Genomic DNA, 23,306 nt, shown 5'->3' with positions numbered 1-23,306 from the left:
GACCATGCCGGCGGCATCGCCTCTTCCCGCTCCCGAAGCCGGCGCGCGCATTGTGCGCGTGGACTTGGCCGGGCGGCCCTATGACATCGCCATCGGCGCGGGCCTCCTCTCCGGCATCGGCGCGCGCATCGCGGCGCTGCGGCCAGGGGCGCGCGTGGCGGTGGTCACCGATCGGAACGTGGCGGAGCGCCATCTCGCCACGGTGGAGACGTCGCTGCGGGAGGCGGGCATCGCCGCCTCGAACGTCATCGTGGCGCCGGGCGAGAAGACCAAATCCTATGCCGGCCTCGAACAGGTGACGGAAGGCCTGATCGCCGCCCGCGTCGAGCGGCGCGATCTGGTGCTGGCGCTGGGCGGCGGCGTCGTCGGGGATCTGGCGGGCTTTGCCGCCTCCGTGGTGCGCCGGGGCATCGACGTGGTGCAGGCGCCCACCTCTTTGCTGGCGCAGGTGGATTCCTCCGTGGGCGGCAAGACCGGCATCAATTCCCCCCAGGGCAAGAACCTTGTGGGCGCCTTCCACCAGCCGGTCCTGGTGGTGGCGGACACCGCCGCGCTGGATACTTTGCCGGCACGCGAGTTGCGGTCGGGCTATGCGGAAGTGGCCAAATACGGGCTTCTCGGCGACGAGGCGCTGTTCTCCTGGCTGGAATCCAAGGGCCGGGAGGTGATCTCCGGCGGCGAGGCCCGCGCCGAGGCGGTGGCGGCGAGCTGCATGGCGAAGGCCGCCGTGGTCGCGCGCGACGAGAAGGAGACCGGCGACCGGGCCCTGCTCAATCTCGGCCACACCTTCGGCCATGCGCTGGAAGCCGGTGCCGGCTTCTCCGACCGGCTGCTGCACGGCGAGGCGGTCTCCATCGGCATGTGCCTCGCCTTCGCCTATTCGGCGCGGCAGGGGCTGTGCTCGGGCCAGGACGCGGTGCGCGCGGCGCGGCACCTGGAGGCCATGGGCCTTCCCACCCGCATCGCCGACGTGCCAGGCGACCTGCCGGACACTGACGGCCTGATGACGCTGATCGCCCAGGACAAGAAAGTGAGCCGGGGCGCGCTGACCTTCATCCTCGTGCATGGCATCGGCAAGGCGTTCATCGCCAAGGATGTGGATGCTGCAAGCGTGCGCGACTTCCTGGAGCAGGCGCGGGCGGCGTAAGCCGGCCATCTCTTCACGCGCTGGATCGCGGTTCTCGGCTCAAGCCCTGCGGACGACCCAATGCGGGGCAACGCTCCGTTTCGACAGCCGCATGATGCCTGTGCTAACCGGCGGGCATGGATGGCCGGGACAAGCCCTTGCCATGACGGTCGCGCCAAGTCCCATGTTCGACACGCCCCTTCCCATTGACGCCGTGCTTCCCGCCGTGCGTGACACCCTCGCGGCGCGGACGTCCGCCGTGCTGGTGGCGCCGCCCGGAGCGGGCAAGACGACGCGGGTGCCGCTAGCGCTGATGGATGAGGGCTGGGTCGCCGGCCGGAAGATCCTAGTACTGGAGCCGCGCCGGCTTGCCGCCCGCGCCGCCGCCACCCGTATGGCGAAGACTCTGGGCGAGCCCGTGGGCGAGCGGGTGGGCTATCGCGTGCGGCTGCGGGCCGAAGTCTCCAGGCGCACCCGGATAGAGGTGATCACCGAAGGCGTCTTCACCCGCATGATGCTGGACGATCCGGAGCTGTCCGGCATCGCCGCCGTGCTGTTCGATGAATTCCACGAGCGCTCGCTGGATGCCGATCTCGGCCTTGCGCTCGCGCTCGATGCCCAAGGCGGCCTCAGGGAGGATCTGCGGCTCCTCGCCATGTCCGCCACCCTCGACGGCGCCCGTGTGGCGGCTCTCCTGGGGGCGGAGGGCGAGCCCGCGCCGGTGATCGAGAGCGAGGGCCGCGCCTTCCCCGTGGAGACGCTCCATCTCGGTCGCGATCCGCGCGCCCACATCGACCGGCAGATGGCGGATGCGGTGATGCGCGCGCTGAATGCCGAGCGCGGCTCGGTGCTCGCCTTCCTGCCGGGCGCGGGGGAAATCCGGCGCACCGAGACCCTTCTACGGGAGCGGGTGCGCGATCCCGCAATCGATATCGTGCCCCTGTTCGGCGCGCTGGATGCGGCCGAGCAGGACCGGGCCGTGGACCCCGCACCGCCGGGCAGGCGTAAGGTGGTGCTCGCCACCTCCATCGCCGAGACCAGCCTCACCATTGAGGGCGTGCGGGTGGTGGTGGATTCAGGCTTTGCCCGTGTCCCGCGTTTCGAGCCGGACGTTGGGCTGACGCGGCTCGAGACCGTGCGCGTCTCCCGCGCCGCCGCCGACCAAAGGCGCGGCCGCGCCGGGCGCACCGAGCCGGGGGTGTGCTATCGGCTCTGGAGCGAGGGCGAGACCGCGAGCCTCAGGCCCTTCGCGACCCCGGAAATCCTTGCCGCCGATCTTTCCGGCCTGGTGCTGGATCTCGCCGCCTGGGGCGTGCGCGATGCCAGGAGCCTCGCTTTCCTCGATCCGCCCCCCGTGCCCGCCCTGGCGGAAGCGAAGGCGCTGCTGGTGCTGCTGGGCGCACTCGATCGGGAGGGGGCAGTGACGCCTCTCGGACAACGCATGGCGCGCCTGCCGCTGCCGCCGCGCCTCGCGCATATGGTGGTGATCGGCGCAGATGCGGGGGCAGGGGCGCTTGCCGCAGATATCGCCGCCATCCTGGTGGAGCGGGGGCTGGGCGGGGACGGCGTCGACCTCCTGCACCGCCTGGACGGCTTCCGCCGGGACCGCTCGCGCCGGGCGGACGATGCCCGCCGCCTTGCCGCCCGCTGGGCTGATGCAGCCGGCAAAGGATCTTCGGTCGCGCCTCGCCCCTCGCCCGCCGCCCTGCTGGCGGCCGCCTATCCCGACCGGGTGGCGAAATCGCGGGGTGACGGCACGCGCTTCCTTCTCGCCAACGGGCGCGGCGGGGTGATGGACCCGGCGGTCTCCCTCGCCCGCGCGCCATACCTCGCGGTGGCGGAGGTGTCCGGCCGGGCCGAGGCGGCGCGCATCACGCTGGCGGCGGAGATTTCGGAGGAGGAACTGGAACGCCTGTTCGCCGCCGATATCACCTCTGGGGTGGAAGTGGCCTTCGACCGGGACGCGGCGGCGGTGCGGGCGCGGGAGACCCGCCGGCTCGCGGCCCTCGTCCTGGCGGAGCGCCCGCGCGCGGTGCCGGCGGGCGAGGAGACCGCGCGGGCATTGGCACGGGGCGTCGTCGCGCTCGGCCTTGCCCGCCTGCCCTGGACGGCTGCGCTCTCCCAATGGCGCGACCGGGTGAACTTCCTGCGCCGCGCCGAGGGCGAGCCCTGGCCGGACCTTTCCGAGACAGCGCTGGCGGACCATGCGGAGGATTGGCTCGCGCCTTTCGTGTCGGGGAAGACGGCGCTTCAGGAGATCGGCGCGGACGATCTCTCCAATGCGCTCCGGGCCTTGCTGCCCTATGAACTGTCCGCCCGCCTGGAGGCGGAGGCGCCGACCCATTTCAGCGCCCCCTCCGGCTCCCGCTTGCCCATCGAGTATGGAGAAGAGGGCCCCGTGCTACCGGTGCGGGTGCAGGAGCTATTCGGCCTCACCGCCCATCCCGTCATTGCCGGCGGGCGGGTGCCGCTCACCCTGTCGCTGCTCTCGCCGGCGCACCGGCCGATCCAAGTGACGAAGGACCTGCCGCAATTCTGGCGGGGCTCCTGGCGGGATGTGCGGGCCGAGATGCGCGGACGCTATCCCAAGCACCCCTGGCCCGAGGACCCCGCCAGCGCCCCCGCCACCAGCCGCGCCAAGCCGCGCGGGACGTGAGGGCCATGGCGCTTCGGTTGGACCCCGCCGCGGCGCCGCGATAAAAGCGCGTCGGGGGACGCGGGGAAGAGACATGAGCAACCATCGCATTGCCGGCCTCACCGGCGCCGTGCTCGCCGGCGGACAGGCGCGGCGCATGGGCCATGTGAACAAGGCGCTCGTCACGGTGGGCGGCGCGGCGGTCATCGATCGCATCCTCGCGCGGCTGGAGGAAACCTGCGAGCACGTGATGGTGATCGCCAACGATCCCGCGCCCTATGAAAGCCGCGGCCTCTCCGTGTTCCCGGATGCCATGCCCGGCCACGGGGCGCTGGGCGGCCTCCACGCGGCGCTGCTGAATGCGCCCACCGAGGCCGTGTTCGTCTGCGGCTGCGACATGCCCTTCATCTCGCCGGCCCTGATCCGCCACCTTGCCTTCAGCATCGGCGATCACGACGCCGCAGTGCCGCGCGACGGCTACGGCCTCCAGCCGCTGCATGCGATCTATGCCCGGCGCATCGCGTCGCTCGTGCCGCCCTTCCTGGTGCGCGGCGACCTGCGCATGGAGCGGTTCGTCGCCGCCCTCAACGCCTGCATCCTCCCGCCCGACGACATCGCCGCCTACACGGAAGAGGCTGAGGTGTTCTTCAACGTGAACACGCCGGATGATCTGGAGCAGGCGCGGGCGAAGGCGGGCGAGGCGTGAGCGAACCCGCCGAATCCACGCTTTATGACCGCATCGGCGGCGAGGACGGCGTGCGCCGCCTCACCCGGCGCTTCTACGCGCTCATGGACACGCTGCCCGAGGCGGCGGAATGCCGGGCCATCCACCCGCCGAACCTGGAGGGCAGCGAGCAGAAGCTGTTCGAATACCTCTCCTACTGGCTGGGCGGCCCGCCTCTGTTCGTGGAGCGGCATGGCGCGCCCATGCTGCGGCGCCGCCATTTCCCAGCCGCCATCGGCCCGAGGGAGCGCGACGGCTGGCTCGCCTGCTTCCGCCAGGCTTTCGCCGAGACAGTGCCGGATGCGGCGCTACGGGGGCTGGTCCTCCCCAAGGTGGAGGCCCTCGCCGCGCACATGCAGAATCGCGACTGACGGGCGGCCTGTTGGCGTGCGGGAGAAGCGCCACGCCGTTTATTGACGTCATGCCTGGGCTTGTCCCGGGCATCCACGTCTCCCCGTTGCGTGCGCACCCAGCGGAGCCCCGTGGATGGCCGGGACAAGCCCGGCCATGACCATTGGTCTTTGGCAGATTGGCTCGCCGCAGACGAACGCCATTCCCCTCTCCAGCCTTCCTCCAAGCGAGAGAGCGGATCCAACCGTCAGGAGAAGATCCCGAGCGCCTGCATGTAGAGGTCCACGATCGCCTCATGCTCCTTGCGCTCGTCGGCATCCTCCTTGCGGATCTTGAGGATGGTCCGCAGGGCCTTCACGTCGAAGCCGTTGGCCTTAGCCTCGGCGAACACGTCCTTGATGTCGTCCGCAATGGCCTTCTTCTCCTCCTCAAGGCGCTCCACGCGCTCGATGAAGGATTTAAGCTGTTCCTTGGCGAAGCCCGCGGGGGCATCCGAGACGTCTTCCGACACGTGGGCCTACTCCTGAAGCCAAACAAGGGCGGGATACAGGCCGCATGGGAGCGCAAAGGTCAAGGAAGTGTCCCCGCTATTCACGGGGTGGGATAAATGTGATTGGTCCCGGCCCGCGGACGACGTGCCGCCGCTAATGCCCCGCTTTGCCCTCGAACGCCGCTTTCTGCCCCGCGCTCGCCTCGCGCTGGTGCTGTTCCTTCCACGCCTCATAGCTCATGCCGTAGACCGCATGCCGGCTCTGATCCTTGGTCAGCGGCACGCCCTCCTTCTCGGCGGCCTCCAGATACCAGTTGGAGAGGCAGTTCCGGCAAAAGCCGGCGAGATTCATGAGGTCGATGTTCTGGACCTCGGGATGGGCGCGCAGATGCTCCAGGAGCCGGCGGAACGCGGCGGCTTCCAGGCGCTCGCGCACAGTCTCGGGAAGCGGTGTCTCGGGGGTGTCGGTCATGGCCTGATCCTCTTCTGCTGGAGCATGTGGACAAAGCGCCGCCGTCCCGCAAGGCCGCCCGCCTCCTTCTCGCCCCGATCACTGCCGAAAAAGCCCGCTTGGCCCGTGACCGCAAGCGCGGGCATTGACGCTCGTCCCGCGCAAGGGCACACACGCACCCCATGCCTCGCCGCTGTCTGTTCCCCAGTATCCGCCGGCGTCTCGCAGCGCCACTTCGGCGCCGGATGCGGGCCCTCCTCTGTGCGCTCGCGCTGGCCGGCGCCCTGACACCGCTGATGCCGGCCTTGGCTGCCGCCGATTTCCGCCTGTGCAACCGCACCCAGAGCCGGGTCGGCGTCGCCGTCGGCTACAAGGAAAACGACATCTGGATGACCGAGGGCTGGTGGAACGTCGCCGCCAACAGCTGCGAAACGCTGCTGCGCGGAGATCTCGTGGCGCGCTTCTATTACCTCTACGCTGTCGATTATGATCAGGGCGGCGAATGGTCGGGCCGCGCCTTCATGTGTACGAGAGACAAGGAGTTTACCATCCGGGGGACCGAGGATTGCCTGGCGCGGGGCTTTGACCGCACAGGTTTCCTCGAAGTGGACACCAAGGAGCAGCGCGGCTGGACGGTCCAGCTGACAGAGAAGAACCAGACCGAGGCCGCCAGGCCCTCGGCCGTGCCCCCCATTCCCGGCGGCGCCCCCATGCCGCTGCCCAATCCCGCGCCGCGGCCCAAGAGTCCCTAAGGGAAGGGGCGGCCGGCGGCGCCAAACGGAGGACGCCCATGAGACGCCAGCGCCGCACCAAGATCGTCGCGACCTTAGGCCCCGCATCCTCCGACCCCGAAATCATCGAGCGCCTGTTCGTGGCCGGTGCGGACGTGTTCCGCATCAATATGAGCCATACCCCCCACGACAAGCTGCGCGCCTTCGTCGCCACCATCCGTGCCATCGAGGAGAAGCACAACAGGCCCATCGGCATCCTGGTGGACCTTCAGGGCCCCAAGCTCCGGCTCGCCGCGTTCGAGGGCTCTTTCGCTGTTCTGGCGCCGGGTGCCGCCTTCACGCTCGATTCGGACCCCGCGCCGGGCACTGCGGAGCGGGTGCACCTGCCGCACCCGGAAATCCTAGCCGCCCTTGAGCCCGGCCACTCTTTGCTGCTGGACGACGGCAAGATCCGCCTTCTGGTGGAGGAGGCCTCCCCCGAGCGCGCGGTGACGCGCGTGGTGGTGGGCGGGCGCATTTCCGACCGCAAGGGCGTGAGCCTGCCGGATACCACCATCCCCGCCTCCGCCTTGACGCCCAAGGACCGCAAGGACCTGGACGCGGCACTGGAAGTGGGCGCGGACTGGATCGCCCTCTCCTTCGTGCAGCGCCCGGAAGACGTGGCCGAAGCCCGCAAGATCGCCCGCGGACGGGCCGGCGTCATGGTGAAGGTGGAGAAGCCGCAGGCGGTGACGCGCCTTTCCGAGATCATGGAGCTGTCGGATTCGCTCATGGTGGCGCGCGGCGACCTTGGTGTGGAGATGCCGCTGGAGCGGGTGCCCGGCGTGCAGAAGCAGATGACGCGCGCGGCGCGGCGCTCCGGTACGCCCGTGGTGGTGGCCACCCAGATGCTGGAAAGCATGATCACCGCCCCCGTGCCCACCCGCGCCGAGGTCTCGGACGTGGCGACCGCAGTGTTCGAAGGGGCGGACGCCATCATGCTGTCCGCCGAGAGCGCGGCGGGGCAGTATCCCGTGGAAGCGGTCGCCACCATGAACCGCATCGCCGAGGAGGTGGAGCGCGACCCCACCTACAGGCAGGTGCTGAACAACCAGCGAGCGGAGCCGGAGGCCACCACCTCCGACGCCATCGCTGCGGCGGCGCGGGACATCGCCGAGACACTGGATCTCGGCGCCATTGTCTGCTGGACCGCCTCGGGCGCCACCGCGCTCCGGGTAGCGCGCGAGCGCCCGCGCCCGCTCACCATCGCGCTCACGCCCAACGCCGCGACCGCGCGGCGGCTGACGCTCGTGTGGGGCGTGCACTGCATCGTCACCGAGGACGCCCATGATGTGGGCGACATGGTGGACCGCGCCTGCCGGCACGCCTTCCTGGATAATTTCGCCAAGGCGGGCCAGCGCATCATCGTGGTGGCGGGCGTTCCCTTCGGCACGCCGGGCGCCACCAACATGCTGCGCATCGCCTTCGTTCCGGGGACGTGAGGGAGGGCGAGCTGCCCTCTCCATTCATCATGCCCAGGGGCAATGCACCCCCTCTCCCGCTTGCGGGGGAGGGCTGGGGAGGGGGAAAGGACGCGCCCCCTCGGATCGTCGCGGCTTAGCACTGCTTGAGCTGCCCCCTCCCTAACCCTCCCCCGCAAGCGGGAGAGGGAATCATTTCCAGCTCGAATGTTGATCTCCCCTAAGGCCGCGCCTCCAGGATCATGTTGAACGGGTTGGCGGTGGCCTTGCGGAAGCGGGTGAAGCCGCCGCTGCGCACCACTTCGCCGATCCGCTTCGCGCCCGCCTGCGCGCCGAGCGCGAGCCCCACCTCCTGGTTGAGGGAGGTCGGCACGCAGATATGGGTCGAGCCGGCATAATAGGCCCGCCCCACAGGATTGAGGTTCTCGCCGAGATCATCCCCGGCCGCCGGCTCCACCAGCATCAGCGTCCCGTCGTCCCGCAGCACACGTTTTGCATGGGTGACCGCGCCCACCGGATCGCCCATGTCGTGAAGGGCGTCGAACATGGTGACGAGATCATAGCCGGCGCCGGCGAAGTCCTGCGCCCGCGCGGTGTCGAAGCGGATGTTCGCGCGCCCGGCGGCTTGGCTCTGCGCATGGGCGATGGAGGCATCGTGATAGTCGATGCCCACGAACTCGGAATTCGGGAACGCCTCCGCCATGAGCAAAGTGGAGGCGCCGTGGCCGCAGCCCACGTCCGCCACCTTCGCGCCGCGCTCCAGCTTCTCCACCACGCCATCGAGGGCCGGCAGCCATTCGGCGACGAGGTTCGTGCGGTATCCCGTGCGGAAGAAGCGCTCGATGCCGCAGAACAGGCAGTTGCAGCGCTCGCCCCAATGGAGGCCCTCTCCGGTCCGGAAGGCATCGGTGAGCTTCGGCTCGTCGTGATAGACGGCGGTGAGGAAGCTGAACGCGCCCGCGAGGAAGGCCGGGCTGTCCTCGTCCGCGAACACCGCCGCCTGCTCGGGCGACAGGGAGAATGTGCCGGTGCCAGTGTCGTACTCCACAAAGCCCGATGCTGCCTGGGCGGACAGCCATTCGCGCACATAGCGCTCATGGGTGCCGGTCTTCTCCGCCAGTTCCGCCGGCCGCATGGCACCGTGCGAGAGGGCGCGGAAAAGCCCCAGCTTGTCTCCGAGGATCACCAGGGCTGCGTTGGAGGCCGCGCCCAGTTCGTTCACGACGGTGCCGAGCAGCGGCTCCAGCTTTTCCATGTTGAGTGTCATCGTTCATGCCTCGCGGGAAGGGGCGCGCAGATGCGCCAGTCCCCGGGTCCTACCCTTGCGTGAGGTCTCCCGTGAGAGGCAGAATGGCCGCTTCCGAGCCATTCGAGCCATCCGGGCGTCATCGCCATGACTTCGAAACGCGTGCGCGTCAGCATTCCGGTATTCCCGGAGTGCGACCCCTCCATCATCTACGGCGTGTTCGACACCCTCTGGGCGGCGGGGCGTGCGTGGGACAATGTGAAGGGCGGGACCCCCGAGGGCCTGTTCGAGCCGCGGCTCGTCGCCAACGACACCGCGCCCATGGAGATCATCACGGGCGTGCGCATCGTCCCGCAGGAGAGGATCGATGCGGTGGAGGAGACCGACATCGTCTTCGTCCCCAATGTGGTCATCTGGCCCGGCCAGTCGCCGCGTGATCTGGACCGCCCGCTCATCGATTGGATCCGGACGATGCATGCCAAGGGCGCGCAGATCTACGCGGCCTGCGGGGGGAGCATCGTGCTGGCGGAGGCGGGGCTTCTGGACGGGCACGAGGCCACCACCCATTTCGCCTATGCCCCGCTGTTCCAGGAATATTATCCCGAGGTCACGCTGCGTATCGAGCGCATCCTGGTGCAGACCGGCCCGGCGCAGACCCTCTATTGCGCGGGCGGCGCCTCATCCTGGCAGGATCTCGCTCTGCTTCTCGTGGCCAAGCACGGGGGCACCGAGGAAGCCATCCGCATGTCCAAGCTGTTCCTCTACCAGTGGCATCGCGACGGGCAGCTTCCCTATGTATCCATGATCCAGAACGTGAAGCACGGCGACGCCATCATCCTGCGCTGCCAGCAATGGATCGCGGAGCATTATCACAGCCGGGACGTGGTCGCCGGGCTGGTGGGGGAAGCGGGGCTCCCCAAGCGCAGCTTCGACCGGAGATTCCGCGCGGCGACGGGCTATTCGCCTTTGTCCTATGTGCAGACGTTGCGGGTGGAGGAGGCGAAGCAGCTTCTCGAAACCAGCCATGCCGCCGTGGCTGAGATCTCCGAGGAGGTGGGCTATGAGGACGAGGCCTCGTTCCGGCGGCTGTTCCGCAAGCTCACGGGCCTGACGCCCGGGCAGTATCGGCGCAATTTCCAGCCGCCCGTCGGCATGATCGGGCGGGCGGGCAGCGTGCGGCAGAGTGCTTAGGGCCAACCCGCGTCTGCAAGTGAGCCGCTTGGTCCCTTTACCTTGCCGTCATGGCCGGGCTTGACCCGGCCATCCACGCGGCTCCGCTAGGTTCAGGCCGATGGCGAGACGTGGATGCCCGGGACAAGCCCGGGCATGACGGTTGCTTAATGGGAGATAGAAAGGCGATTAAGGCGATTGTAGCGTTCGGGCAGGCCGCACCTCACAGCTTCCGTAACGACACCTCGGCGATCTCATGATCCCCCGCCTTGCGCAGGATGAGGTCGGCGCGCTGCCGGGTGGGAAGGACGTTTTCCTTCAGGTTCGGCAGATTGATGCGGTTCCAGATGGACAGCGCGGTCGCCCGCGCCTCCGCATCGGTCAGTTCCGAATAGCGGTGGAAGTAGGAGAGCGGGTCGCGGAAAGCGGTCTCGCGCAGGCGCATGAAGCGCTCCACATACCAGCGCTCCAGCACGTCCTCGTCCGCGTCGATATAGACCGAGAAGTCGAAGAAGTCGGAGACGAAGGGGATGCCGCCCCCGTCGCGCGGCGGCCGGCCGGTCTGGAGCACGTTGAGGCCCTCGACGATGAGGATGTCGGGGCGGTCCACCTCGACGCTCTGGTCGGGCATCACGTCGTAGAAGAAATGGCTGTAGAGCGGCGCCCGCACCGGCCGGAGCCCGGCCTTGATGTCGGTGAGGAAGCGCAGGAGGAGGGGGAGGTCGTAGCTCTCCGGAAAGCCCTTCTTCTCCATCAACCCCTCGCGCTCCAGCACGGCATTGGGCAGGAGGAAGCCATCGGTGGTCACGAGGTCCACCTTGGGCGTGTTGGGCCAGCGGGCGAGCAGGGCCTGGAGCACGCGGGCGGTGGTGGACTTGCCCGCCGCCACCGAGCCGGCCACCCCGATGATGTAGGGCATCTTCCCGTCGCCATTGGGATGGGCGTGGTCCAGGAAGTGGCTCATGGCCCGGAACAGCTTCTGGGTCGCGCCCACATAGAGCGAGAGCAGGCGCGAGAGGGGAAGGTAGATCTCCTCCACCTCCTTCAGGGACAGCCGGTCGTTGAGGCCCTGGAGGCGGACGATCTCCTCCGTCCGCAGGGGCATGGGTGTGTCCTGGCGGAGCACGGCCCATTCATCGCGCGTGAAATTGCGATAGGGCGAGAGGCCGTGGTCGATGCGCTGGTCCATGGTGAGCTTCCCCGGCATCTTGGCTCAGCCTCGTGACGCCTTTTCCGCAAGCCCGGACTGCCGCGTGCGGCGTGCGAGCTCGGCGTGGACGTCGTCGAGGGAGACACCGCGCGCATGCAGCAACACGGCAAGATGATACAGCAAGTCTGACGTTTCCGCGACAAGCGCGGCATCATCGCCCGAAAGGGCGGCGATCACTGTCTCGACGCTCTCTTCGCCGAGCTTCTGGGCGCATTTGGCGACGCCCTTGTCCAGGAGCGAGCGGGTGTAGGATGCACCCGCATCCGCCTGCGCGCGAGAGGCGATGATGCGTTCCAGATCCAGCAGCGTGACGCGGTCTTCAGCCATGGTGATCCCCCGTCACACGTCGAGCCGCACCGGCAGGCCCGCTTCCGCGAGCCGGGCCTTGGCCTGACGCACCGTGAAGGTGCCGAAATGGAAGATGGAGGCGGCGAGCACCGCCGAGGCGCCGCCCTCTTTGATGCCGTCCACCATGTGATCCAGCGTGCCGACGCCGCCCGAGGCGATAACAGGCACATGCACTGCGTCCGACACCGCGCGGGTCAGCGCCGTGTCGAAGCCGAGGCCGGTGCCGTCGCGGTCCATGGAGGTTAGCAGGATCTCGCCGGCGCCCAGGTCCACCACCTCGCGGGCATAATGGATGGCGTCGATGCCGGTGGGCTTGCGCCCGCCATGGGTGAAGATCTCCCAGCGGGCCTCTTCATCCGACCCGCTCACCTTCTTGGCGTCGATGGCCACCACGATGCACTGCTCGCCGAACTTCTCCGCCGCCTCGCCCACGAAGGCGCGGCGGTTAACGGCGGCGGTGTTGATGGAGACCTTGTCCGCGCCCGCATTCAGGAGGGTGCGCACATCGTCCACCGTGCGCACGCCGCCGCCCACGGTGAGCGGCATGAAGCATTGCTCGGCGGTGCGGCGGACCACGTCGAGGATGGTGCCCCGGTCCTCGTGGCTGGCGGTGATGTCGAGGAAGGTCAATTCATCGGCGCCCGCCGCGTCATAGGCGCGGGCGGCTTCCACCGGATCGCCGGCATCGCGCAGATCGACGAATTGGACACCTTTGACGACGCGACCGTCCTTCACGTCGAGGCAGGGAATAACGCGGACTTTCAGCATGGACCTGGGGTAATTCTAGCGAGTGGCGGGAACGTATGGCCGAATTCAGCGCTGGTGTCATCTTTTGGCGCTGCACGGCAGCATTGTCCTTGCGTAAGGTGCCGTAGCGGAGGCTGGACGCTCCCGTGAACTTGCAGGAATTCTTCGCAAGTGCTGTCGGATGGGCGCCGCCTCGCGCGTCTTGGGGGCGGCCGGATGCGCCGGCCGGGCAATGTCTGCTCCAGATGAAGGGACGCGGCCATGAAATATGTTCTGATGATCTACGGGAATGAATCGAAGTTCGACGCCATGTCGAGCGGGCAGCGTGAGGAATTGATGTCGGCCTATGGCGCCTATGGCGAGGCGCTGCGCAAGGCGGGCATCATGGTGGGCGGCGACCGGCTGCAGCGCTCCAGCGCCGCCACCGCCGTGCGGGTGGCGGACGGCAAGACCCAGGTGCTCGACGGGCCTTATGCCGACACCAAGGAGCAATTGGGCGGGTTCCTCGTGATCGACGTGCCGGATCTCGACGCCGCGCTCGCCTGGGCGGCCCGCTGCCCCGGCGCGACCCATGGCACGGTGGAGGTGCGGCCCATATGGCCCTCGGCTGACCCCTGCCCCATGAGCTACCAGCCGGTCGCGCAGAGCGTTGGCTGAAGCGGCGGCCAATGCTCCCCGCGCCGCCGAGGCGGCGGCGCGGCAGAGCTACGGCAAGCTCGTCGCGTATCTGGCGGCGCGCACGCGCGATGTGGCGGCGGCCGAGGACGCATTGTCCGAGGCCTTCGCAGCAGCGCTGGCGGACTGGCATGCCAATGGCGTGCCGGACTGTCCCGAGGCGTGGCTGCTAGCGGTGGCGCGGCGCCGGATGATCGATGCCGTCCGCCGCGCCGGCACGCGCGCCGGGGCGTCCGCGCACCTCCTCATGATGGCGGACGAGCTGCAGGCGGCGGAAGACGCGATGCGCGACATGGATATTCCCGACCGGCGGCTGGCCTTGATGTTCGCCTGCGCCCATCCCGCCATCGAGGCCGGCATCCGCGCGCCTTTGATGCTCCAGACCGTGCTGGGCTTCGACGCGGCGCGGATCGCCTCCGCCTTCCTGGTGTCCCCCGCGGCCATGAGCCAGCGGCTCCTGCGGGCCAAGACCAAGATTCGCCAGGCGGGCATTCCCTTCCATATCCCCGCCGCGTCGGAGCTGGCGGGGCGCCTCGATGCGGTGCTGGCGGCGGTCTATGCGGTGTTCTCCGAGGGCTGGTCGGGCCATGGCGGGCTGGAGGATCGCCGCGCGGGGCTGACAGAGGAAGCCATCTTCCTCGGCCGGCTGGTGGCCGCGCTGTTCCCGCAGGAGCCGGAAGCCCTCGGGCTTCTCTCCCTCATGCTCCATGCCGAGGCGCGCCGGGCGGCCCGCCGCACGGCGGAGGGCGAATATGTGCCGCTCGCCGAGCAGGACACGGCCCTGTGGGACGGCGCCATGGTGGACGAGGCGGAGGCGCTGCTCGCCCGGGCCAGCCGCATGGAGGGGGGCGGCCGCTACCAGATGGAGGCGGCGGTGCAGTCGGCCCATGCGGTGCGGCGGATCGCCGGAAGCGCGGACTGGCGGGCCATTGCCGCCATCTATGCCCATCTGCTGCGCGTGTCGGGCTCGCCGGTGGTGGCGGTGAACCATGCGGCGGCGGTGGCCGAGATGGAGGGGCCGGACGCGGGGCTCGCCTTGCTCGATGCGGTCGCTGGCGATGCGAGGCTCGAAAACTACCAGCCCTTCTGGGCCGCGCGGGCGAGCCTCCTGCACCGGACGGGTGCGCGCGTGGCGGCGGACGAGGCCTATGCCCGCGCCATCGGCCTTGAGGCGGACCCGGCGGTGCGCCGCTTCCTCCAGCGTCGCCGGGCTATGTTGGCAGAGGGTTAGCCGGGGCCGATCGATATTTCGGAGATGAGTGGCTTCACCGCATTTCCACCGTCATGGCCGGGCTTGTCCCGGCCATCCACGGGGCTCCGCCAGATACAGCTTAAAGGAGAGACGTGGATGCCCGGGTCAAGCCCGGGCATGACGGCGCTTATCAAAGAGCGCTGATTGATCCTACCGCCCCGCCACCAACGCCAGGGCTTCGCGCGGGTCGAGCCGGCCGTCATAGAGCGCCCGGCCCGTGATGGCGCCGGCGAGCTTCTTCGCGCGCGGCTCCAGCAGGGCTTCCACGTCCGCCAGCGAGCCGAGGCCGCCGGAGGCGATGACGGGGATGTTCACCGCATCGGCGAGCGCGATGGTGGCGTCCAGGTTCAGGCCCTTCATGAGGCCGTCGCGGGCGATGTCCGTGTAGATGATGGCGGTCACGCCCACATCCTCGAACCGCCGGCCGATATCTTCCACGGGAACGTCGGAGGTTTCCGCCCAGCCCTCTACCGCCACGCGGCCGTCGCGGGCGTCGAGGCCCACGGCAACGCGGCCGGGATAGGCGCGGGCGGCGTCCTTCACCAGCTGCGGGTCGCGCACCGCCGCCGTGCCGAGGATGACGCGGGTGACGCCCTTCTCCAGCCACGCCTCGATGGTGGCGATGTCGCGGATGCCGCCGCCCAGCTGCACGGGGATGGAGACGGTCTCAAGAATCCGGTCCACCGCCGCCGCGTTCACCGGCCGGCCGGCGAAGGCACCGTCCAGGTCCACGAGGTGCAGATAGCGGAAGCCGAGGCTCTCGAACTCGCCGGCCTGGCTGGCCGGGTCGCGGTTGAACACGGTGGCCCGCGCCATGTCGCCCTGTTCCAGGCGCACGGCGAGGCCGTCCTTCAGATCGATGGCAGGAAACAGGATCACGGGCGCCATTTCAAAAAGTTGGCGAGAAGGGCGAGGCCCAATTTCTGGCTCTTCTCGGGGTGGAACTGTGTGCCGGCCACATTGTCCCGCGCCACCACCGCCGTGACGGTGCCGCCATAGTCGGTGGTGGCCACGAGGTCGGCGGGGTCGGTGAGCCGCATGTGGTAGGAGTGGACGAAATAAGCGTGCAGGCCCTTTTCTCCTGTGGGGATGCCGTCCAGCAAAGCATGGGGCCGCGCAAGCTCAAGCGTGTTCCAGCCCATGTGCGGGATCTTCAGCTCGGGGTCGGACGGCTCGATGCGGTCCACCTCGCCCTTGATCCAGCCGAGGCCAGGGCTCTCGCCATGCTCGAGGCCCTTCTCGGCCAGAAGCTGGAGGCCGACGCAGATGCCGAGGAAGGGCCGGCCCTTGCCGTGCACCACCTCGTCCAGCGCCGCCACCATGCCGGGCACGGCGTCGAGCCCGCGGCGGCAGTCCGCGAAGGCGCCGACGCCGGGCAGCACCACGCGCTCGGCGCTGCGCACCACATCAGGGTCGCTGGTGACGGTGATGCGCTCGGCGCCCAGTTCGGCTGCCGCGCGCTCCAGTGCTTTGGCCGCCGAGTGCAGATTGCCGGAGCCGTAATCGACGATGGCGACGGTCATGACGGGCGCGCCTCCGGGAAGGAGCCGATCACGCTCGAGAGCCCGGCACGCGGAGGACGCGGGCGCTGGATATCGAATGTCGGCGCGGGCTCATAGTTGGCAAAGAAACGCCGCTCGGCGGCTTCCTGGGTGTCGGCCACCACGACGCCGGCCTCCATGTAGCCAATGCGGCGCAGCTTCCGATTGCGCAGGGAGGAGAGTTCCAGCGCCACCAGAAGATGAAGGCCGATCACCACCGTGGTGTCGAAACTGTCGGAGGTACCGATGAAATGGTCCAGCACCGTCACCGCAACGATCACCCCCACATAGCCCGCGAACGCCAGCCAGAGCCGGAAGCGCAGCAGAACGAGGGGGGCGAAGAGGAAAGCGGCGAAGGAGAATTTTTCGCGCAGGAACACCACCCGCTCCGCGCGGCGGGTCTCGCTCTCGCCGGACAGCTCCTTGGTGAGCACGCTCCAAATGGCCATGCCGGCCTCCTTCAGACGCCCAAAGTCAGACGCCAAGGGCGCCCTTGGTGGAAGGGATCTCGCCCGCCGCCGCAGGGTCGATGGCGACCGCAGCACGCAAGGCGCGGGCGAGGCCCTTAAAGCAGCTCTCCGCTATATGGTGGCTGTTCTCGCCGTACAAAGTCTCCACATGCAGCGTCACGCCGGCGTTCGAGGCGAACGCCTGGAAGAATTCGCGCACCAGCTCGGTGTCGAACTCGCCGATCTTCTGCGTCGGGAAGGACGTGCGGAACACCAGGAAGGGGCGGCCCGAGATGTCGAGGGCGACGCGGGTCAGCGTCTCGTCCATGGGCAGGTGCACGTCCGCATAGCGGGTGACGCCGCGCATCTCGCCGAGCGCGCGCTTCACCGCCTGGCCGAGCACGATGCCCACGTCTTCCGCGGTGTGGTGGAAATCCACGTGCAGGTCGCCCTTGGCCTCCACCTTCAGGTCGAAGCGGGCGTGGCGGGCGAGAAGGTCGAGCATATGGTCGAGGAAGCCGATGCCCGTGGACACGGTGGCGCTGCCCGTCCCGTCGAGGTCGACGGAAAGGTGCACCTGCGTCTCTTTCGTCTCGCGAACGATTTCGGCCTTACGCATGGAACTCCTCCAAGGCCGCGCGTTCTAGCAGGTCGCGTGCTGCAATGCCATATGGCGGTAGCATGACAACCAATCGCCTTGCCTGCCTCCGGCGAACTTCCTAAACAGCGGAAGGGCAGGGCGGGGCGACATGGCGGCCGGACACGATCCGCAGCTTTATTTTCACGTGCGCGTGGTCATGGGGATGATCCTCGGCCTCAGCATCACGCGCCTGTTGAGCGGCTTTGCCAAGTTCATCCAGCATCCCACGGAACATCGGGTCAGCCCGGTCCATCTCGGCTGGGCGGCCAGCACCTTGCTCGGCGCCATTCTGTTCTGGTGGTGGGAGTATCGTCTTTCGACCATCGAAAATTGGACCTTTATGGTCTATTTTTTCGTATTGGCTTATACAAGTCAGTTCTACTTTATGTGTGTCCTGCTATTTCCCGATCATCTCAGCCAGTATCCCAGTTATCACGATTATTTTTACGCAAAGCGGAAATGGTTCTTCGGCATTCTTGCGGTCTCGCATGTCATGGATGTTGGAGATACCTTCCTGAAGGGCGTGGAGTATGTACAGTTCGTCGGTCTGATCGAGGGTGTCGAAGCTGTCGTGATGGTCAGCGGCTGCCTCGTCGCCATGCGGACGCGGAACCCGCGCTTTCATGCGGCCTTTCTTCTTCTGGCGCTGGTGGACCAGTTCTTCTGGATCGGCTGGCTGCTGAACACCCTCACCTGAAGGTTCCGGCGGCACCATGGACCTCTTCACCTCCCACGACGGCATCAAGCTCGCTTATGACGTGGAGGGGCGCGGCCCACCGCTGCTCATCATCGGCGGGCTGGCGGCGGACCGCATCTTCTGGGGGCTGAGCCGGCCGCTCCTCTCCGATTTCACCACCCTGAGCTTCGACAACCGCGACATGGCGGCGAGCGGCCGGGCGGACGGCCCCTATACGGTCGCCGACATGGCGGGGGACGCGCTGGCGGTGATGGATGCCGCCGGCATCGAACGCGCCCATGTGCTCGGCCATTCCATGGGCGGCGCGATCGCCCAGGAACTGGCGCTGATGGCGCCGGAGCGGGTGGACAGCCTGATCCTCACCAACTCCCTGGCGCGGCAGGACGGCTACACGATCGAGGTCCTGGGCCTTCTGAAGCGGCTCCGGCGGGAGATCGCGGACGAGGTGACCTTTGTCTCGACGCTCGCGACCTTCACCCTCGGCCAGGTGACGCTGGCAAGCGTGCCGCTGGAGACCATTGCCCGTCAGGCGCTGGCCGCAAGCCCCTTGCAGGAAATCTCCGCCTTCGAGCGGCAGGCGGATGCCTGCGCCAACGTAGACACGCTGGACCGCCTCGGTGCAATCAAGGCGCGCACTCTGGTTTTGTACACGCCGGACGACCGCTTCTTCGCCCCGCCTTTCGCACGCAAGATCGCCGAGGCAATCCCTGGCGCGCGGCTCCAGGAAATCGCCCTTTCCGGCCATTGCCCCATGGTTGAGGTGCCCGACGCCTTCACCAAGGCGGTGCGCGATTTCCTGAAGCTCGCATGACAAACGTTGCGCGGCGGCGGGAAGGACTTAAGTAAGGCTCCGTCATGGAGCCCCGCATGCATTCCCCCGATACCATTTACGGCACCACCATCGTCTCGGTGCGCAAGGGCGGCCGCGTCGCCATTGCCGGCGACGGGCAGGTCACCCTGGGCCAGACCGTGCTGAAGGCCAATGCGCGCAAGGTCCGACGGCTCGGCAAGGGCGACGTGATCGGCGGCTTCGCCGGCGCCACCGCCGATGCCTTCACCTTGTTCGAGCGCCTCGAGGCGAAGCTGGAGCAGTATCCCGGCCAACTCCAGCGTGCGGCTGTTGAGTTGGCAAAGGACTGGCGTACCGACCGCTATCTCAGGCGCCTGGAAGCCATGATGATCGTTGCCGACGCCAACATCTCCCTCGTGCTCACCGGCACCGGCGATGTGCTGGAGCCCGATGCGGGGGTCGCGGGTATCGGCTCCGGAGGCATGTACGCGCTCGCCGCGGCGCGGGCGCTGCTGGACCGGGAGGAAGATCCCGAGGCCATCGTGCGTCGCTCCCTGGAGATCGCAGCGGACATCTGCGTCTACACCAACCGCAACATCGTGATCGAGACGGTCGGCTGATCCATGGACCCGTCCCGGTACAGCTTCAGGCCCATGATCGACGGCGACCTGCCGCGGGTCGTGAGCTGGCTCGCCGAACCCCACGTGGCGGCCTGGTGGCACGATGGCGAGGATTTCGAGTTCGTCAGCGGCGATCTCGACCATCCCGACTTTGCGCAGTTCATCGTGGCCTGTGACGAGCGCCCTTTCGCCTACCTGCAATGCTACAGGATCAGTGACTGGCATGTCTCCTTCGGGCCGCAGCCGCCCGAGACGCGTGGCCTCGACCAGTTCATCGGCGACGCCGACATGGTGGGCCGCGGCCATGGTTCCGCCTTCGTGGCGGCCTTTGCCGAGGGGCTTTTCGCGCGCGGCGTGCCGCGCGTGGTCGTCGATCCTCGTCCAGACAATTCCCGGGCGATCCGCGCCTATGAAAAGGCCGGCTTCACCCGGGACCGGGAGGTCACCACCCCGGATGGCCCTGCTCTCTTGATGGTACGCAACGCATGAGCGACTTTTCCCCCCGCGAGATCGTGTCCGAGCTGGACCGTCACATTGTCGGCCAGTCCAAGGCCAAGCGCGCGGTCGCCATCGCGCTGCGCAACCGCTGGCGGCGCCAGCAGCTGGAAGGCCAGATGCGCGAGGAAGTTCTGCCCAAGAACATCCTCATGATCGGCCCCACCGGCGTCGGCAAGACCGAGATTTCCCGCCGCCTCGCCCGCCTTGCGGGCGCGCCCTTCCTGAAGGTGGAGGCGACGAAATTCACCGAGGTCGGCTATGTGGGCCGGGACGTGGAGCAGATCGTCCGCGACCTCGTGGAGGTGGGCATCGGCCTCGTGCGCGACGTGAAGCGCAAAGAAGTGCAGGCGCGCGCCCATCTTGCCGCCGAGGAGCGGGTGCTGGACGCCTTGGTGGGGCAGGGCTCCTCCGCCACCACCCGCGAGAGCTTCCGCAAGAAGCTGCGCGCGGGCGAGATGGACGAGAAGGAAGTGGAGATCGAGGTGCAGGCGGGCGGACAGGGCCTGCCTTTGTTCGAGATCCCCGGCATGCCCGGCGCGCAGATGGGCGCGGTCTCCCTCGGCGACATGCTGGGCAAGGCGTTCGGCGGGCGCACCAAGGCCCGCCGCGTGCTGGTGAAGGACGCCCACCCGCTGCTCGTCACCGAAGAGGCGGACAAGCTGATCGACCAGGACGCCACGACCCTGGAAGCCATCTATGCGGTGGAGAATAACGGCATCGTCTTCCTGGACGAGATCGACAAGATCGCCGGCCGCGAGAACCGCTCCGGCGCCGACGTTTCCCGCGAGGGCGTGCAGCGGGACCTCCTGCCTTTGATCGAGGGCACCACGGTTTCCACCAAGCACGGCCCGGTGAAGACCGACCACATCCTGTTCATCGCCTCCGGCGCGTTCCATGTGTCGAAGCCCTCGGATCTGCTGCCGGAGCTTCAGGGCCGCCTGCCCATCCGGGTGGAGCTGGAGGCGCTGACGCGTGAGGATTTCGTGCGCATCCTCACCGAGACCGAGGCGAGTCTCGTGAAGCAGTCCGTGGCGCTAATGGCGACCGAGGGCGTGACCCTCGACGTCACCATGGATGCGGTGGAGGCCATCGCCGACGTGGCGGTGGAGGTGAACGGCTCGGTGGAGAATATCGGGGCACGCCGGCTCCAGACGGTGATCGAGCGGGTGCTGGACGACCTCTCCTTCTCTGCCCCGGACCGTTCCGGCGAGGTGGTCACCATCGACGCTACCTATGTGCGCGACCGGGTCGCGGACCTTGCGAAGAATGCGGATCTGAGCCGGTTCATCCTGTGAGCCGCATGGAAGTGGGGGCAGGCATGGCCGACGAGAACGACGACTACGTCTATGACGAGGCGACCGGCGAATGGCGGCCGGCCTCGGAGATGGCGGCGGCAGCGCGGATCGAGGTCCGCGATGCCGCCGGAAATCTTCTCGCCGACGGCGATTCCGTCGCCCTCATCAAGGACCTGAAGGTGAAGGGCGCCGGCCAGACCCTCAAGCAGGGCACTGTCATCCGGTCGATCCGGCTCACGGACAATGACCAGGAGATCGACTGCCGCTACGAAGGCATCAAGGGGTTGGTCCTGCGCGCCGAGTTCGTGCGCAAGCGCTGAAACCTAGCCTTTCGAGGCCACCGGCGCGCGCATGTCCCGGGCAAGCCCGGCGGCTTCCAGCTCGCCCAGCACGCGCATGGCGTTGTCGTTCCAGGGCAGCATGCGGTGCACCAGGCGCTGGACGCCGGCCGGCCCTCCCTGGGTGTCGTGCATGAGCGTGGCTACCACCCGGCGCTCATCCTCCGCCCGGCCCAGCACGTGCAGCACCAGAGCAAGGGCGATGCGGGTCTGGGCCGTGGGGTGCGTCTCCAAGGGCGGCACGGCGTTGGCCGCGGCGATCTCATCGGTGCGCAGGAAGGCGGCGATGCCGAGATAGATGTCCTGGAGCTGGGTGCGCTGCGCCCCGTTCTCACGGGCGAAGGTGAGCAGCGCCTCGCCCTGCTCGACCTTGCCGAGGCCGATCATGATGGTGCCGGCGCTGGCAGCGACGTCGTAATCCAGCGGGTTGAGGGCCACCGCCCGCTCGGCGGCGGCCAGGGCCGCGTCCCGCTCGCCGAGGAAGAAGTCCACATTGGCCAGCACCTTGGCGGCGAACGCGCTGGTGGGCGAGAGGTCGGCGCCTAGTTCCGCCTCATGCCGCATCTGGGCGCGCGCCGCCGGCTCGGGCTCCTTGTCGCTGACGGCGAGCGCCTCTTCCAGCAGCATCATGGCCTTGACCGAATGGGCGATGCCGAAGCCGGTATCCCGCATCACCAGCCGGTCGAGGCAGGACCGGGCCGCGGAGGCGGAGGCGCTCTCGTCCCGCCGCAGCACGGCGAAGGCCTGGGCGATGCAGCCGAAGCCGGAATCGGGCGCCTCCGCGCGCACCTGGGCGCGGGCGCGGGTGGGCAGAGCGGAATAGGATTCCATCAGCGAGGAGGCGACCTCGCGCACCACGCGCTGCTCTGTGGTGGCGCGGTCCGGTCCGCGCTTCAGCCCTTCAAGTTCCTTCGACCAGATGATGTTGCCGCCACAGCGGTCGGAGAGGCGCAGCAGCAGCGAGAAGGTGCCGTCGCTATGGCCTTCAGCAAGGCCGCCGAGGGAGAAGACGGAGCGCGGCGGCGCGCCGCGGCATTCCCGCTGTGAGGCCTCGGGACCTGCCGCCATCACATCCACGAAATCGAAGCGGGAGAAGGCGTCGCGCAGGCGCACCTCCAAGGTGTGGATCTCCTCCGGCGCGGGGGTCGGCACGCCGGCGATCTCGAACGGCCGCACTTCCAGGATGGGCATGCCCACGCGGTCCGCCAGCTCGGCGGCGGTGGTGGGGCGCCCGCCCAGAGTGACCGTGACGGTGTTCGGCCCGTTCTCGATGCCCACCTCGAAGCCGGCCAGGGTCAGCCAGATCAGGGCGCCGCCCATCAGCAGGACAAGGCTCGCGGCTGCCGCCCAGGGCCAGATGTGGCGCCGGGGCGGTGGCGGCGGCGCGAGGACAGGCAAGGCCGGCTCGACCGGAGCCGGAGCTTCCACGCCGGTGCCGCGGGCGCGGAAGGCGGGCACATAGCTGCCCTTGGGGACGACGATCTCCAGCGTCTCGTCGGGGCCGGCGCTGCCGTAATAGCGCTCCAGCGCCCGGCGCAGCCGCGTCGCCTCCACCCGGACGATGGGATCGCTCTGCGGATCGAAGGAGGTGGGGCGCCCCAGGGCCTCCACCGCGATGGTATAGCCCTTGATCTCTTCCGCCCGGCCGGACAGCGTCGCCTCGACGATGAAGCGCAGGAAGTCCGCCAGACGGGGCGAGGAGACGAACTCCTCGGCCGCCAGCACCCGCGCCAGAGCCGCGCGCACATCCCCGTCCGCCGCATTGGCCTTCGGTGCGGCCTCCTCGGGGGGGCTGTCTGGGTCCAGGGAAACGAGTGTCACG

General features: G+C 68.5%; 26 protein-coding genes. 15 read left to right on the top strand and 11 right to left on the bottom strand.

The features are described from left to right. The first annotated feature begins 4 nt into the window (after positions 1-4). The 4 genes from aroB (at position 5) to ABLE91_RS22570 (ending at position 4,856) form a co-directional block, all read left to right on the top strand. Positions 5-1,147, top strand: coding sequence for a 3-dehydroquinate synthase (aroB, locus tag ABLE91_RS22585; protein ID WP_348934508.1), 1,143 nt, complete (start codon positions 5-7; stop codon positions 1,145-1,147). Between the two features lie 163 nt (positions 1,148-1,310). Then, positions 1,311-3,782 carry an ATP-dependent helicase HrpB gene (hrpB, locus tag ABLE91_RS22580; protein ID WP_348934506.1) on the top strand — a complete coding sequence of 824 codons (2,472 nt, stop codon included), beginning with the start codon at positions 1,311-1,313 and terminating at the stop codon, positions 3,780-3,782. A 73-nt stretch (positions 3,783-3,855) separates the two neighbouring features. After that, positions 3,856-4,467 carry a molybdenum cofactor guanylyltransferase gene (gene mobA / locus ABLE91_RS22575; protein ID WP_348934504.1) on the top strand — a complete coding sequence of 204 codons (612 nt, stop codon included), beginning with the start codon at positions 3,856-3,858 and terminating at the stop codon, positions 4,465-4,467. Beyond that, positions 4,464-4,856 carry a group II truncated hemoglobin gene (locus ABLE91_RS22570; RefSeq protein ID WP_348934502.1) on the top strand — a complete coding sequence of 131 codons (393 nt, stop codon included), beginning with the start codon at positions 4,464-4,466 and terminating at the stop codon, positions 4,854-4,856. Before mobA ends, ABLE91_RS22570 begins: the two co-directional genes overlap by 4 nt. Positions 4,857-5,083: 227 nt before the next feature. Here ABLE91_RS22570 and ABLE91_RS22565 read toward each other — a convergent pair whose 3' ends face one another. Both ABLE91_RS22565 and ABLE91_RS22560 read right to left on the bottom strand, forming a co-directional pair. Beyond that, positions 5,084-5,347 (bottom strand): DUF2312 domain-containing protein, encoded by a 264-nt coding sequence (locus tag ABLE91_RS22565; RefSeq protein ID WP_348934500.1) that lies wholly within the window; start codon positions 5,345-5,347, stop codon positions 5,084-5,086. A 133-nt stretch (positions 5,348-5,480) separates the two neighbouring features. Then, a complete protein-coding gene (locus tag ABLE91_RS22560) occupies positions 5,481-5,798 on the bottom strand; it encodes a DUF1244 domain-containing protein (protein WP_348934498.1) in 318 nt (105 codons plus the stop codon). Positions 5,799-6,022: 224 nt separating this feature from the next. Between ABLE91_RS22560 and ABLE91_RS22555 the strand changes: the two genes are divergently transcribed. Both ABLE91_RS22555 and pyk read left to right on the top strand, forming a co-directional pair. After that, positions 6,023-6,529: a DUF1036 domain-containing protein gene (locus tag ABLE91_RS22555; protein WP_348934496.1), complete on the top strand. Its 507-nt coding sequence runs from the start codon at positions 6,023-6,025 to the stop codon at positions 6,527-6,529. 38 nt (positions 6,530-6,567) lie between these two features. Further along, on the top strand, positions 6,568-7,989 hold the full coding sequence (pyk, locus tag ABLE91_RS22550; RefSeq protein WP_348934494.1) for a pyruvate kinase: 1,422 nt from the start codon (positions 6,568-6,570) through the stop codon (positions 7,987-7,989). Between the two features lie 199 nt (positions 7,990-8,188). Here the strand turns inward: pyk and ABLE91_RS22545 are convergent, their stop codons facing one another. Then, positions 8,189-9,235 (bottom strand): class I SAM-dependent methyltransferase, encoded by a 1,047-nt coding sequence (locus ABLE91_RS22545; protein ID WP_348934492.1) that lies wholly within the window; start codon positions 9,233-9,235, stop codon positions 8,189-8,191. Between the two features lie 126 nt (positions 9,236-9,361). Between ABLE91_RS22545 and ABLE91_RS22540 the strand changes: the two genes are divergently transcribed. After that, positions 9,362-10,405 carry a GlxA family transcriptional regulator gene (locus tag ABLE91_RS22540; protein ID WP_348934490.1) on the top strand — a complete coding sequence of 348 codons (1,044 nt, stop codon included), beginning with the start codon at positions 9,362-9,364 and terminating at the stop codon, positions 10,403-10,405. A gap of 202 nt (positions 10,406-10,607) precedes the next feature. Here the strand turns inward: ABLE91_RS22540 and coaA are convergent, their stop codons facing one another. Genes coaA through hisF form a run of 3 tightly spaced genes read right to left on the bottom strand, consistent with a single transcriptional unit; the run spans position 10,608 to position 12,710 of the window. After that, complete coding sequence (coaA, locus tag ABLE91_RS22535; protein WP_348934489.1) at positions 10,608-11,573, bottom strand: type I pantothenate kinase; 966 nt, start codon at positions 11,571-11,573, stop codon at positions 10,608-10,610. A gap of 24 nt (positions 11,574-11,597) precedes the next feature. Further along, the gene (locus ABLE91_RS22530; RefSeq protein ID WP_348934487.1) at positions 11,598-11,921 is read right to left on the bottom strand and encodes a phosphoribosyl-ATP diphosphatase; all 324 of its coding nucleotides are present in this window, start codon (positions 11,919-11,921) and stop codon (positions 11,598-11,600) included. 12 nt (positions 11,922-11,933) lie between these two features. Continuing rightward, on the bottom strand, positions 11,934-12,710 hold the full coding sequence (hisF, locus tag ABLE91_RS22525; protein WP_348934485.1) for an imidazole glycerol phosphate synthase subunit HisF: 777 nt from the start codon (positions 12,708-12,710) through the stop codon (positions 11,934-11,936). Positions 12,711-12,950: 240 nt separating this feature from the next. Here hisF and ABLE91_RS22520 point away from each other — a divergent pair, with 240 nt between their 5' ends. Next, positions 12,951-13,346 carry a YciI family protein gene (locus tag ABLE91_RS22520; protein WP_348934484.1) on the top strand — a complete coding sequence of 132 codons (396 nt, stop codon included), beginning with the start codon at positions 12,951-12,953 and terminating at the stop codon, positions 13,344-13,346. Beyond that, entirely contained in the window at positions 13,339-14,595 is a 1,257-nt protein-coding gene (locus ABLE91_RS22515; protein ID WP_348934482.1) for an RNA polymerase sigma factor, read from the top strand. Before ABLE91_RS22520 ends, ABLE91_RS22515 begins: the two co-directional genes overlap by 8 nt. A gap of 171 nt (positions 14,596-14,766) precedes the next feature. Here ABLE91_RS22515 and hisA read toward each other — a convergent pair whose 3' ends face one another. From hisA to hisB, 4 genes are read right to left on the bottom strand one after another with little or no spacing between them, the layout of a single operon-like run. Next, complete coding sequence (hisA, locus tag ABLE91_RS22510; RefSeq protein WP_348934481.1) at positions 14,767-15,504, bottom strand: 1-(5-phosphoribosyl)-5-[(5-phosphoribosylamino)methylideneamino]imidazole-4-carboxamide isomerase; 738 nt, start codon at positions 15,502-15,504, stop codon at positions 14,767-14,769. Beyond that, positions 15,492-16,139: an imidazole glycerol phosphate synthase subunit HisH gene (gene hisH / locus ABLE91_RS22505; protein WP_348934480.1), complete on the bottom strand. Its 648-nt coding sequence runs from the start codon at positions 16,137-16,139 to the stop codon at positions 15,492-15,494. The genes hisA and hisH overlap by 13 nt, the downstream gene beginning before the upstream one ends. Then, complete coding sequence (locus ABLE91_RS22500) at positions 16,136-16,606, bottom strand: DUF2628 domain-containing protein (protein WP_348934479.1); 471 nt, start codon at positions 16,604-16,606, stop codon at positions 16,136-16,138. Before ABLE91_RS22500 ends, hisH begins: the two co-directional genes overlap by 4 nt. 25 nt (positions 16,607-16,631) lie before the next feature. Then, positions 16,632-17,225, bottom strand: a complete 594-nt coding sequence (gene hisB, locus ABLE91_RS22495) for an imidazoleglycerol-phosphate dehydratase HisB (RefSeq protein WP_348934478.1) — start codon at positions 17,223-17,225, stop codon at positions 16,632-16,634. Positions 17,226-17,355: 130 nt separating this feature from the next. On the opposite strand from hisB, the gene ABLE91_RS22490 reads away from it, so the two are divergent. From ABLE91_RS22490 to ABLE91_RS22465, 6 genes are read left to right on the top strand one after another with little or no spacing between them, the layout of a single operon-like run. Further along, complete coding sequence (locus tag ABLE91_RS22490) at positions 17,356-17,943, top strand: hypothetical protein (protein ID WP_348934476.1); 588 nt, start codon at positions 17,356-17,358, stop codon at positions 17,941-17,943. A gap of 16 nt (positions 17,944-17,959) precedes the next feature. Continuing rightward, entirely contained in the window at positions 17,960-18,754 is a 795-nt protein-coding gene (locus ABLE91_RS22485; protein WP_348934475.1) for an alpha/beta fold hydrolase, read from the top strand. 56 nt (positions 18,755-18,810) lie between these two features. Then, complete coding sequence (gene hslV / locus ABLE91_RS22480) at positions 18,811-19,353, top strand: ATP-dependent protease subunit HslV (RefSeq protein ID WP_348934473.1); 543 nt, start codon at positions 18,811-18,813, stop codon at positions 19,351-19,353. A gap of 33 nt (positions 19,354-19,386) precedes the next feature. Continuing rightward, complete coding sequence (locus ABLE91_RS22475; protein WP_510181985.1) at positions 19,387-19,842, top strand: GNAT family N-acetyltransferase; 456 nt, start codon at positions 19,387-19,389, stop codon at positions 19,840-19,842. Continuing rightward, a complete protein-coding gene (gene hslU, locus ABLE91_RS22470) occupies positions 19,839-21,146 on the top strand; it encodes an ATP-dependent protease ATPase subunit HslU (protein WP_348934470.1) in 1,308 nt (435 codons plus the stop codon). The genes ABLE91_RS22475 and hslU overlap by 4 nt, the downstream gene beginning before the upstream one ends. 23 nt (positions 21,147-21,169) lie before the next feature. After that, positions 21,170-21,466, top strand: a complete 297-nt coding sequence (locus ABLE91_RS22465; RefSeq protein ID WP_348934468.1) for a zinc ribbon domain-containing protein YjdM — start codon at positions 21,170-21,172, stop codon at positions 21,464-21,466. Positions 21,467-21,469: 3 nt separating this feature from the next. Here ABLE91_RS22465 and ABLE91_RS22460 read toward each other — a convergent pair whose 3' ends face one another. Further along, positions 21,470-23,305, bottom strand: a complete 1,836-nt coding sequence (locus tag ABLE91_RS22460) for a hypothetical protein (RefSeq protein ID WP_348934466.1) — start codon at positions 23,303-23,305, stop codon at positions 21,470-21,472. Position 23,306: the final 1 nt, after the last annotated feature.

Origin of the sequence: Aquabacter albus, assembly GCF_040049275.1 — a bacterium.
Lineage (GTDB): Bacteria > Pseudomonadota > Alphaproteobacteria > Rhizobiales > Xanthobacteraceae > Aquabacter.
This window is presented reverse-complemented; position numbering and strand designations above follow the sequence as displayed.

Coding starts and splice junctions, on each gene's coding strand:
- aroB (WP_348934508.1), top strand. CDS start 5: ATGCCGGCGGCATCGCCTCTTCCCGCTCCCGAAGCCGGCGCGCGCATT.
- hrpB (WP_348934506.1), top strand. CDS start 1,311: ATGTTCGACACGCCCCTTCCCATTGACGCCGTGCTTCCCGCCGTGCGT.
- mobA (WP_348934504.1), top strand. CDS start 3,856: ATGAGCAACCATCGCATTGCCGGCCTCACCGGCGCCGTGCTCGCCGGC.
- ABLE91_RS22560 (WP_348934498.1), bottom strand. CDS start 5,798: ATGACCGACACCCCCGAGACACCGCTTCCCGAGACTGTGCGCGAGCGC.
- ABLE91_RS22555 (WP_348934496.1), top strand. CDS start 6,023: ATGCGGGCCCTCCTCTGTGCGCTCGCGCTGGCCGGCGCCCTGACACCG.
- pyk (WP_348934494.1), top strand. CDS start 6,568: ATGAGACGCCAGCGCCGCACCAAGATCGTCGCGACCTTAGGCCCCGCA.
- ABLE91_RS22545 (WP_348934492.1), bottom strand. CDS start 9,235: ATGACACTCAACATGGAAAAGCTGGAGCCGCTGCTCGGCACCGTCGTG.
- ABLE91_RS22540 (WP_348934490.1), top strand. CDS start 9,362: ATGACTTCGAAACGCGTGCGCGTCAGCATTCCGGTATTCCCGGAGTGC.
- coaA (WP_348934489.1), bottom strand. CDS start 11,573: ATGGACCAGCGCATCGACCACGGCCTCTCGCCCTATCGCAATTTCACG.
- ABLE91_RS22530 (WP_348934487.1), bottom strand. CDS start 11,921: ATGGCTGAAGACCGCGTCACGCTGCTGGATCTGGAACGCATCATCGCC.
- hisF (WP_348934485.1), bottom strand. CDS start 12,710: ATGCTGAAAGTCCGCGTTATTCCCTGCCTCGACGTGAAGGACGGTCGC.
- ABLE91_RS22520 (WP_348934484.1), top strand. CDS start 12,951: ATGAAATATGTTCTGATGATCTACGGGAATGAATCGAAGTTCGACGCC.
- hisA (WP_348934481.1), bottom strand. CDS start 15,504: ATGGCGCCCGTGATCCTGTTTCCTGCCATCGATCTGAAGGACGGCCTC.
- hisH (WP_348934480.1), bottom strand. CDS start 16,139: ATGACCGTCGCCATCGTCGATTACGGCTCCGGCAATCTGCACTCGGCG.
- ABLE91_RS22500 (WP_348934479.1), bottom strand. CDS start 16,606: ATGGCCATTTGGAGCGTGCTCACCAAGGAGCTGTCCGGCGAGAGCGAG.
- hisB (WP_348934478.1), bottom strand. CDS start 17,225: ATGCGTAAGGCCGAAATCGTTCGCGAGACGAAAGAGACGCAGGTGCAC.
- ABLE91_RS22490 (WP_348934476.1), top strand. CDS start 17,356: ATGGCGGCCGGACACGATCCGCAGCTTTATTTTCACGTGCGCGTGGTC.
- ABLE91_RS22485 (WP_348934475.1), top strand. CDS start 17,960: ATGGACCTCTTCACCTCCCACGACGGCATCAAGCTCGCTTATGACGTG.
- hslV (WP_348934473.1), top strand. CDS start 18,811: ATGCATTCCCCCGATACCATTTACGGCACCACCATCGTCTCGGTGCGC.
- ABLE91_RS22475 (WP_510181985.1), top strand. CDS start 19,387: ATGATCGACGGCGACCTGCCGCGGGTCGTGAGCTGGCTCGCCGAACCC.
- hslU (WP_348934470.1), top strand. CDS start 19,839: ATGAGCGACTTTTCCCCCCGCGAGATCGTGTCCGAGCTGGACCGTCAC.
- ABLE91_RS22465 (WP_348934468.1), top strand. CDS start 21,170: ATGGCCGACGAGAACGACGACTACGTCTATGACGAGGCGACCGGCGAA.